This is a genomic window from Streptomyces sp. NPDC101165 (assembly GCF_044768135.1).
In the GTDB taxonomy this organism is placed as follows: Bacteria; Actinomycetota; Actinomycetes; order Streptomycetales; family Streptomycetaceae; genus Streptomyces.
The window spans coordinates 254,637-263,430 of record NZ_JBIWPG010000004.1 but is presented as its reverse complement, the minus strand read 5'-3'; the positions used below and the strand labels follow the sequence as shown (position 1 = coordinate 263,430).

Sequence of the window (8,794 nt, the reverse complement as noted above, 5' to 3'; positions counted from 1 at the left end):
GGGCTCGGCGTGGAGTCCGGCGTCTCAGGCCGCCGTCGACCCGGCCTCGGCCATACGGCGGCGCAGGCTCAGGGGGCGCATGTCGGTCCACACGGTGTCGATGCGCGCCAGGCACTCCTCGCGGGAGCCCTCGGTACCCTCGGCGTGCCAGCCGGCCGGCAGCTGACGCTCGGCCCACCAGATCGAGTACTGCTCCTCGTCGTTGAGCACCACGCGGTACACGGCGCCGTCGGTCGTCTGTTCGGCCATGGGACGTCCCTTCAATGGGGTCAGTTCTGGCCCATGGTTGAACCCGGCGCTATCAGGGGCGTATTGAGCGTCTATATGCGACCCGGCACGTCCCCTTCCGGGGTTGAGCAGCCACTGGTGCCCGCCCGCAAGAGCCGTAGGCTTCCCCGGTGATTGAGACCATCGTGTTCGACATCGGCGAGACGATCACCAGGGACGACCGCTACTGGGCGTCCTGGGCGGACTGGATCGGCGTCCCCCGCCACACCCTCTCCGCGCTCGTCGGCGCTGTCGTTGCCCGAGGCCTCGACAACGCGGAAGCCCTACGGCTCATTCGGCCAGGCGTCGACGTCGCAGCCGAATACCGCGCCCGTGAAGCGGCCGGCCGCGGAGAACACCTGGACGAGAGCGATCTCTACGACGACGTACGGCCGACCCTCTCCGCACTGCGGCAGGCCGGAATGCGCGTCATCATCGCCGGCAACCAGACGACACGAGTGGGTGAATTGCTCCGCAGCTTGGCACTCCCCGCCGACCTGGTTGTCACCTCAGGGGAGTGGGGGGTGGCCAAGCCTGAGCCGGAGTTCTTCGCGCGAGTCCTGGACGTGGCCCGGGCCCCCGCCGACCGGACGCTCTACGTGGGCGACCACCCGGCGAACGACATCATTCCCGCGAAGCAAGCCGGCCTGAAGGCAGCGCATCTCCGGCGCGGCCCATGGGGATACCTGTGGGCGACCGATCCCGAGGTTGCCGCGGCGGCCGACTGGCGGATCGACAGCCTCACCGAGTTGATCGACATCACGGGACGCTGACCGGCGACGCGCCACCCCAAGGCGGGGCGGTTCCTGTACACGCAGAGTCTTCGCGCGAGTACGGTTCGAAGCGGATGCACCGAACTGGAGCCAGAATGCCCCCACTTACCTATCCGGGCGTAGGACGGCGAATCGCCTACCAGCGCAGGTTGGCCCGCATGACGCAGCAGCAGCTCGCTGATGCGTCGGGTGCCTCCTTGGGCGCCGTCCGCAAGATCGAGCGTGGCGAGCGCAATCTCAGCGAGGGCATGCTGGACGCCTTCGCCGACGCCATAGGTGTGGACCCGGCCCGGCTGCGCTACGACGCGGAACCGACCCGCACCCCGGTCCATGCCGCGCTGCCTGCGCTGTCGGCCGCGATCGCCACCTACGATCTCCCCGACGAGGGACCAGTCCGCCCCCTCGGCGAGCTGCGGGCAGCGGTGAACGAAGCTTCCCACTGGCGTCTGGCAGCCCAGTACACCCGCATCGCCCGCAATCTGCCAGACCTGCTCACCGAACTCGCGCGCGCCTACCACTCAGCCCCTGGCGGCGAGCGCAACCAGTTGGCCGCGCTCCTCGTCAGGGCCTACCGCTCTGCCGACGCCGTCGCCTACAAGTTCGGTGCCCACGACCTGTCCGCCCGCCTGGTCGACCTCATGCGGTGGGCCGCTCCTGACGCCGAGGACTCTCTCCTGGCTGCCTCGGTCGCCTACGTGCGCACGGAGACCTTCTTCGCCGCACGTGCTCACGCCGCTGGTCTGCGTGCCTTGGAACACGCCCTCGACGCGGCACCGGCCCCTAACGAAGCAGTGCGGATCGCGGCACGGGGCGCTCTGCACATGAGGGCTGCCGTCATCGCCGGGAGGGCGAACAATCCCTCAATCGCACAGATCCACCTCGACGAAGCCCGCGCACTGGCTGACGGGCTGCCCGAGGCCGTGTACTACGGCACGGCGTTCGGCCCTGACTCCGTGCGCATTCACGCGGTGTCCGTCGCTGTGAGCATGGGCCAGGACCAAGTCGCCAGGGCCCTGGACGTCGCCCGTGAATGGAAGCCTCCAGCGGAACTTCCTGCGGAGCGGCGCAGCGGTTTCTACATCGAGCTTGGCCGGGCCCAGCTCTGGGCGGGGCAGGCTGAGCAGGCCTTCGAGTCCTTGAAAGTGGCCCGTCGCATCGCCCCGCAACACACCCGAGAGCATCCCTGGGTCCGTGAGGACGCGGCCACTTTGCGCCGGTTGAAACGAGCCGACTCGGAGAGCCTCAGCAACTTCGCCGAGTGGTGCGCCGCATCCTGAGCACCTTTCACAGCTACCCCTCGCTGGGGTACTTGTGATGCTTCCTTACCCCCACCATCTGTGACACGCGCAGGAACCACAGATGGGATCGGGGATGCCCGATGCACTCCCGCTCACGCCGATGGTCGTAGACAGCCACGTGAGCATCGTTCGCCTCCATGGCGAGGCCTGCTTTGACTGCGGAGCCGTCAACAAGCCCCTGCGCTCGGCGGGCCAGGTTGTTGTCCTCGGCTGCAAACGCGTGTGGCAGATCCGCACATGCGGTTGCCAGCACAGGACGACGCAGACGTGCCCGCCCTCGGGAACCGCCATGCCAAACCCGGCGGCCGCGCGAACGGCCCCGGGCGTGGTCAACGCTCAATTCCGCAGAGGAAGCGTCGACATGACGAACGGTACCGCCCCACCCCACAACTACACACGGGGCCCGGCCATGACGATCAGGGTGTACAAGGTCACCCGCGAGGGCACCGTCACCGAGGAGTGCGGCACGGTGCACGTGCCGCCCAGCAGCGGACCCCTCCCGCTGAGTACGGCGTTTCCCCCGTGCTGCTGCCCGGACTGCCAAAAGACCCGGGCGGTGACCCGGTGAGCGCCGCAGTCGAGATCGGTAACGCCGCACAGCCTCTGGACATCGCGACGATGCGCGCCACCGCACGCCGTGCCCTCACCGAAGCGCCCTTCGCAGATGAGCTGGGCATGCTCACCCTGACCCTGCGCGGACACATGCAACTGCTCATCCCCGAGGTCGAGATGGTCGCAGGGCGAGAGCCGAAGGACAGCACCGCGCGCTATTGCGCCCTGGCGTGTGTGGGTGAGGCCCGCAGGAAGCTGCGGCTCGGGAACGGCCGCACGCCGCCCACCCGCATTGCCGTGGCACAGAAGCTCGCCCGCTGTGTCAACGCCCTGTGCAGCCACTACGAGAACCTGGGCGCCGAGCAGCCGTGAGCGCGCGGTCATGAAGGCGACCGTCGGCCTGCTCATGTACGTGGCGGCCGTCTCGGTGTCCGTACGACTCCTGCTCCGGCACCCTGACCCTGGACAGGTCGAGCAGCCGGGGCAGGTCGCTCAAGCCTCGGTGGGCACACCGCCAAGCACCCCCGCCGAGGTGTCCCTACCAACCGGAATGTAGCCGCCGGACTCTGCTGCCGGCCGCTCGCCGAGACCATCAGGGACACCTGGGCTTGGCAGACAGACCCGTGACCCGTGCGTTCGGCACACCCGTGGATCAAGCACCTGCTGGAGCTGAAGCGTCAGGCGGCGAGGAACCGGACATTCCCGAGCAGGAAAAGAGCCAGAAGGGAACGCTCCGCCCGGATTTGATCTCCTCTCATGCAGGCTGACGGCGACCAGTCAGCTCATGATCAGGAGGTCTCATGCGCCCTGCGCAGCGCAGACTCGCCTTCGCCGCAGCCGGCACGGCGGCGATACTCGCACTCGTCGACATACCCGCGAGCGCCGTCCCGAATGACGCCCCTTCCTCTTCGGACGCCACCGCATCGTCACTGTCACAGCTTGCCGAGGGCTACCTTCAGCAGCGCGCCGACATGCTCACGACCAGCCCGCCCACTCTCCGGGGTGTTGCAGCCCGCATCAAGGCGACGCCCGCCATGTCGGCCCAGACGCAGGACGATCTGTCCGCGCTGGCCGCCAAGAGGGAGCGGTACGAGAAGATCGGCACCACCTACACCAAGGCCCAGGTCGACGTCAGTGTCGACGACTCCACGGTCGACGGCCAGCAGGCCACGCTTCGACTCACCGAAGACACCCGCCTGTACTTCCCGTTCACGCAGAAGGAAATCGAGGACGGCGCTCCCGAATACGAGGAGTCGTCCCTCCCCCATACGGTCAAGTTCACGAAAGCCGACGACGGCACCTGGCTTCTGGCCTCAGACCAGGCGGACGCCGGGAGCGGACCTACGCCGACCACACAGGTCTCCGACGTCGATGTGGAGCCGGAGACAACGGACGAGGGTGGAACCGCAGACGAAGACGAGGGCACCAAGGGCGAGGGTTCCAGCACCACGCCGCCTGCCGAAACCGACACCGACACCGACACCGGGCCCGGGGCAGTGAAACCCGCCGCAACAGCCGCGTACAGCTACAACAAGATGATCGCCTACGCGGACAAGTACTGGAAACACCACAACTCCGCCTTCCGTACCTACGGCGGCAATGACTGCACGAATTTCCTGTCGCAGATCACGCTCGCCGGCGGCTGGAAGCCTGCGGGCGGCTCCATCATCCAGCGCACGAGCAACAAGTACTGGTTCTACGGACCCACCAGTCTCTGGACTTCGTACACCTGGGGCGGAGCCGAGAACTGGTACTGGTTCGCGATCAAGCACTCGAAGCGGACGAAGGCGCTTCGCAACGTGTATGACCTGCTGGCTTCGGATGTTCTCCAGGCCGACTGGAACCGCAACAACGTCATCGACCACTCAATGTTCGTCACCAAGAAGTACAGGGGCATCCCCTACCTCACGTACCACACCCACGACACGCACAACAAGCCCGTGAACACGCTCGTCTCCGACCACCCGAACACCTGGTGGTACGCCCATCGCACGTGACAGGCTGCCGACCCCTCACAGGAGAAGAAGGAACCCTGCCATGAACCGTCGCCGCATCGCCGTCGCCGCGCTCGCGTTACTGGCCCTGGCCGGCTGCTCGTCAAACAAGGACGAAGCCAAACCCGCTGCCTCACCGACCGACGGCGCACGCCAGGCCGTCACCGACTACATCTCCGCTCTCAACGCACGCAGTACGACCGGCCTCATCCGGATCGGCGGCGTGAAGGACGAGCCCTGGTCGAGACGAGAAGCCTCAAAGATCCTCGCCGACAAGGGCGGACGAGGATGGAAGATCAGCGATCTCGAGATCGACCATGACATGGGCCCCAACACCGGTAGCGCCCATCTCACCGCCACTGACAAGGCGGGCAAACCCATGAACGACACCTTCACAGTGACCCGCGACAAGGGCACGTGGCACCTCGTCGTCTTCACCGGGCAGCCCACCGCGCCTGGCAAGACGCCAGCCTCGACCGCCACACCAACAGCCTCCTGAAGGGCGACCACGCGCGAATCGGCCCGCACTGCGCTGTGCGGGCCGATGCCCTTACCCACCTCTGGGACATGTAGCGCGTCAGACGTGTTCAGGCGGCGTTCTCCCCGGACACCTCCTCGTACAGGCTCCGCTCCACGTCGTGCGCGAGGATCCAGGACACGTCGGCGGCCTGGTCCCGCACCCCCTTGCCGGGGCCGCGTCCGCCGCCGTCCCGGGAGCCCAGTTGCACGCGGGTGGTGTGCGGGCGGCGCGCCGTCTCGTAGCGGGACAGCGCGGCGGCGATGCCGTCGCCGCCGGGTCCGGCCTCGGCGAGGCAGACGGCGAGTGCGATGCCGTCCTCGACGGCCTGATTGGCGCCCTGCCCGTGGTGCGGCAGCATCGGGTGGGCCGCGTCGCCGAGCAGCGTCGTGCGGGCGGTGCTCCAGCGCCGCAGCGGCTCGCGGTCGTACAGCGCCCAGCGCCGTACGTTCCGTGCCGCCTCGACGAGCCCCCGCACCTGCGGTGCCCAGCCTTCGAGCGCGGCGTCGAGGTCGGCGCGCTCCGCGGAGCTGGTCCAGGACTCGGCGTGGCCCTCCGGTGCCGGCGCGACCACGACGTAGGTGAACTGCCGCCCGCCGCTGACCGGATACACCAGCACGCGTGCCGTCGGCCCGGCGAACATGTACATCTGCGCGGGGTCGAGCCCGGGCACGTCGGCCGCGTCCACCAGGCCGCGCAGCGCGCTGTTGCCCGAGTAGAGGGGCTGTTCGTCGCCCGCGAGCGAGCGCCGCACCACCGAGTGCACCCCGTCCGCGCCCACCAGGGCGGAGGCCCGGGTCGCGGTGCCGTCGGCGAAGCGCAGGGTGACGCCCTTGCGGCTCTCCTCGTACGCCACCAGCTCGCGCCCGGTGTGCACCCGCGAGGCCGGCAACAGGGAGGCCAGCATGCGGTGCAGGTCGCCGCGGTGGACGGTGAGGTAGGGCGCGCCGAACGCCCGCTCCCAGGCCGCGCCCATCTCCTGCCGGGCCACGACGGAGCCGTCGTGGAAGGCCCGCACCTCCAGCGCCTCGGGCCGTACGGCGGCCCGCTCCAGTTCGTCGGCGAGGCCGAGCCGGTGCAGCAGCCGGGTGCCGTTGGGCCCCAGGTGCATGCCGACGCCCTGTTCGCGCAGGGTGTCGCCGCGCTCGTAGACGTGCACGTCGATGCCCCGGTGATGCAGGGCCGCGGCGGCGGCGAGGCCGCCGATTCCGGCGCCGGTCACCGCGATCGTGGTGGTCGTCATCATCGGTGGTCCCAGGCGTTCTCGAAGGAGTCGAAGGAATCGAACGAGTCGTACGACTCGTCCATCGCGAAGTCGTCGTAGGTGCCGGAGTCGCCGAGCGCGAGGAGGGCGTCCAGGTCGGCGGCGCCCGCCAGTTCCACGTCCGCGATCCGCGTGTCCGGGTCGCGCACGGCGGCCGCGAGCAGCCGCTCGTAACCGTCCGCGAGCCGCTCCACGCTCGTCCGGTCCAGCACGTCGGTGTCGTAGGAGAAGACGGCGGTGACGCCGTCGGGGGTCTGCTCGATGCGCAGCAGCAGGTCGAGCTGGCCCTCCTGCTGCGGTACGTCGATGAGGGCGATGTCGAGGCCGGCGTAGGAGATGGCCGGGCCGACGGCCGCGCCCGGCGGGACGTTGGGCACGGGCGGCCGCATGCGGTCCATCTGGACCAGGAACAGCGCGGCCCGGAACAGCACGGTGTCCGGGAAGGCGAGCCCGCAGGGGTAGCGCACCCCGAGCATGCCCCGCATGATCCGCTCCCCCGCCTGCCCGGCCGCCGACCGGAACGTGGTGTCGGGGCCGAACTCGGCCCGCACCGGCATGGTGTTGAGGAAGCAGCCGATCAGGTCCCGCTGGCCGCGCCCGGAGCGCGCCGAGGCGGGCACACCGAGCAGGAAGTCGTCCTGGCCGCTCCAGCGGTGGGTGAGGGCCTGGAACACGGCGAGCAGGTAGGCGAACGGGGTCACGCCCGCCGCGTTGGCGGCCGGGCCGAGCCCGTCTGCCGACTCCGGCGCGAGGCGTCGTACGACCGTGTCGCCGCGCAGGGAGCGAACCCGCGGCCGGGGGCGGTCCAGGGGCAGTTCGGCGGGGGCCGATCCGCTCACCGTGCTCCGCCACTCCTCGACGGCCCTCAGGCCCGCGTCGGAGGCGGTGAAGCGCAGTTCCTCGGCCGCGTACTCGCTGTAGGAGGAGGTCAGGGGGCGCCAGGCGGGTGTGGTGCCGGTGGTGTGCGCCGCGTAGGCGTCCAGGACGTCACGGACCAGCAGCCAGCGCGAGGTGAAGTCGCTGACGATGTGGTGGGCGGAGGTGACCAGCGCCCAGTCGTCGTCGGTGCGCCGCAGCAGGACGACCCGGAAGGTGCCCGCCTCCAGCCGGAACGGCCGGGCTCCGGCCTCCTCGGCGGCCTGGAACAGCTGGGACTCGTCGGCGCCGTCCAGGTCCCGGAACTCCAGCCGGATCACCGGCTGTTCGGCGACGACCCGGACCGGGCGGCCGTCCTGCTCGGTGAAGACGGAGCGCAGCAGCTCCTGCCGTTCACCGACCGAGGCGACGGCCGCGTCCATGGCGGCGGCATCGATCCGGCCGCGCAGCCTGAGCGGCATCACGATGTTGTAGGCGGCGCTGTCCGGGGCGATGCGGTACGCCGTCCACATCGACTCCTGGATCGTGGTGAGCGGCAGGGCGCGCACGGCGGTGCTCATCCGCAGCCTCCCGCGTGGCTCAGGTCGGAGGCGCGGCCCGCGACGACGGACAGGTCGGCGGCGTCCGGGTCGCTCTCCTCGCCCGGCCGGTCGAAGGAGGCGACGAAGTCGGCCACCCGGTCCAGGCCCCAGTAGGGCTCCGAGCCGTTGATGAAGTACGGCACCCCGAACACGCCGTCGCGTACGACGTCCAGAAGCGCCTTGGCGCCCTGGGCGCGCAGTTCGGGGTCGTCGGTGTCGGCGGCCTCGAAGCCGAGTTCGGCGGCGAGTTCGGCGACCGTGGCCGGGTCGCAGAGGTCTCGGCCCTCCAGCCAGCGGGCCCGGCCGGCCCGCTCGACCCAGGCCTGGCCGAGGCCGTGCCGCTCGGCGACGAACCAGGTCAGGTGCGCGGGCTCCCACCACGGCTCGGCGTCCACCGGCCAGGTCAGCTCCAGGCCACGGGCGGTGGCCAGGCGGCGCACGTCGCGCAGGATGTAGAACTGCTTGGCCCGGGACATGGGCGTGTACGGGAACTCGGCCCCGGCCTCGGCGAGCAGCTTCTGGCTGGTCTCGTCGGGCTCCCAGAAGGGCCGCCACTCGAGCCGGTCGAGCAGGTCGGGGCGGTGGGCGCGCAGCGCGCGCAGGGCGAAGAAGTTGTAGGGGCTGCGCAGGTTGAAGTAGAACCGCGGCGGCCGGGCGGCGCGTGGCATGGCT

Annotated in this window: 10 protein-coding genes; 6 read left to right on the top strand and 4 right to left on the bottom strand. The window is 69.9% G+C overall.

From position 1 onward, the window contains the following. Nucleotides 1-24 precede the first annotated feature (24 nt). Complete coding sequence (locus ACIRVH_RS10340) at nt 25-249, bottom strand: MbtH family protein (protein WP_403950489.1); 225 nt, start codon at nt 247-249, stop codon at nt 25-27. Between the two features lie 149 nt (nt 250-398). On the opposite strand from ACIRVH_RS10340, the gene ACIRVH_RS10335 reads away from it, so the two are divergent. The 6 genes from ACIRVH_RS10335 to ACIRVH_RS10310 all read left to right on the top strand — a co-directional run bounded on the left by ACIRVH_RS10335 (nt 399) and on the right by ACIRVH_RS10310 (nt 5,383). Next, the gene (locus ACIRVH_RS10335) at nt 399-1,040 is read left to right on the top strand and encodes an HAD family hydrolase (protein WP_403950487.1); all 642 of its coding nucleotides are present in this window, start codon (nt 399-401) and stop codon (nt 1,038-1,040) included. A gap of 95 nt (nt 1,041-1,135) precedes the next feature. After that, the gene (locus ACIRVH_RS10330) at nt 1,136-2,317 is read left to right on the top strand and encodes a helix-turn-helix domain-containing protein (protein ID WP_403950484.1); all 1,182 of its coding nucleotides are present in this window, start codon (nt 1,136-1,138) and stop codon (nt 2,315-2,317) included. 382 nt (nt 2,318-2,699) lie between these two features. After that, nucleotides 2,700-2,906 (top strand): hypothetical protein, encoded by a 207-nt coding sequence (locus ACIRVH_RS10325; RefSeq protein WP_403950482.1) that lies wholly within the window; start codon nt 2,700-2,702, stop codon nt 2,904-2,906. Beyond that, nucleotides 2,903-3,262: a DUF6415 family natural product biosynthesis protein gene (locus ACIRVH_RS10320; protein WP_403950479.1), complete on the top strand. Its 360-nt coding sequence runs from the start codon at nt 2,903-2,905 to the stop codon at nt 3,260-3,262. The genes ACIRVH_RS10325 and ACIRVH_RS10320 overlap by 4 nt, the downstream gene beginning before the upstream one ends. A 428-nt stretch (nt 3,263-3,690) precedes the next feature. Beyond that, nucleotides 3,691-4,887 carry an amidase domain-containing protein gene (locus tag ACIRVH_RS10315; protein WP_403950477.1) on the top strand — a complete coding sequence of 399 codons (1,197 nt, stop codon included), beginning with the start codon at nt 3,691-3,693 and terminating at the stop codon, nt 4,885-4,887. A gap of 40 nt (nt 4,888-4,927) precedes the next feature. Then, on the top strand, nt 4,928-5,383 hold the full coding sequence (locus tag ACIRVH_RS10310) for a hypothetical protein (protein ID WP_403950475.1): 456 nt from the start codon (nt 4,928-4,930) through the stop codon (nt 5,381-5,383). 88 nt (nt 5,384-5,471) lie between these two features. Here ACIRVH_RS10310 and ACIRVH_RS10305 read toward each other — a convergent pair whose 3' ends face one another. From ACIRVH_RS10305 to ACIRVH_RS10295, 3 genes are read right to left on the bottom strand one after another with little or no spacing between them, the layout of a single operon-like run. Further along, a complete protein-coding gene (locus ACIRVH_RS10305; RefSeq protein ID WP_403950472.1) occupies nt 5,472-6,647 on the bottom strand; it encodes an FAD-dependent monooxygenase in 1,176 nt (391 codons plus the stop codon). Beyond that, entirely contained in the window at nt 6,644-8,101 is a 1,458-nt protein-coding gene (locus ACIRVH_RS10300; RefSeq protein ID WP_403950471.1) for a condensation domain-containing protein, read from the bottom strand. The genes ACIRVH_RS10305 and ACIRVH_RS10300 overlap by 4 nt, the downstream gene beginning before the upstream one ends. Next, the gene (locus tag ACIRVH_RS10295) at nt 8,098-8,790 is read right to left on the bottom strand and encodes a 2-hydroxychromene-2-carboxylate isomerase (protein ID WP_403950468.1); all 693 of its coding nucleotides are present in this window, start codon (nt 8,788-8,790) and stop codon (nt 8,098-8,100) included. Before ACIRVH_RS10295 ends, ACIRVH_RS10300 begins: the two co-directional genes overlap by 4 nt. Between the last annotated feature and the right edge of the window lie 4 nt (nt 8,791-8,794).

Excerpts from the sequence above, each read along its gene's own strand:
- ACIRVH_RS10340 (WP_403950489.1), bottom strand. The coding sequence starts at position 249 with ATGGCCGAACAGACGACCGACGGCGCCGTGTACCGCGTGGTGCTCAAC.
- ACIRVH_RS10330 (WP_403950484.1), top strand. The coding sequence starts at position 1,136 with ATGCCCCCACTTACCTATCCGGGCGTAGGACGGCGAATCGCCTACCAG.
- ACIRVH_RS10325 (WP_403950482.1), top strand. The coding sequence starts at position 2,700 with ATGACGAACGGTACCGCCCCACCCCACAACTACACACGGGGCCCGGCC.
- ACIRVH_RS10315 (WP_403950477.1), top strand. The coding sequence starts at position 3,691 with ATGCGCCCTGCGCAGCGCAGACTCGCCTTCGCCGCAGCCGGCACGGCG.
- ACIRVH_RS10310 (WP_403950475.1), top strand. The coding sequence starts at position 4,928 with ATGAACCGTCGCCGCATCGCCGTCGCCGCGCTCGCGTTACTGGCCCTG.
- ACIRVH_RS10305 (WP_403950472.1), bottom strand. The coding sequence starts at position 6,647 with ATGATGACGACCACCACGATCGCGGTGACCGGCGCCGGAATCGGCGGC.
- ACIRVH_RS10300 (WP_403950471.1), bottom strand. The coding sequence starts at position 8,101 with ATGAGCACCGCCGTGCGCGCCCTGCCGCTCACCACGATCCAGGAGTCG.
- ACIRVH_RS10295 (WP_403950468.1), bottom strand. The coding sequence starts at position 8,790 with ATGCCACGCGCCGCCCGGCCGCCGCGGTTCTACTTCAACCTGCGCAGC.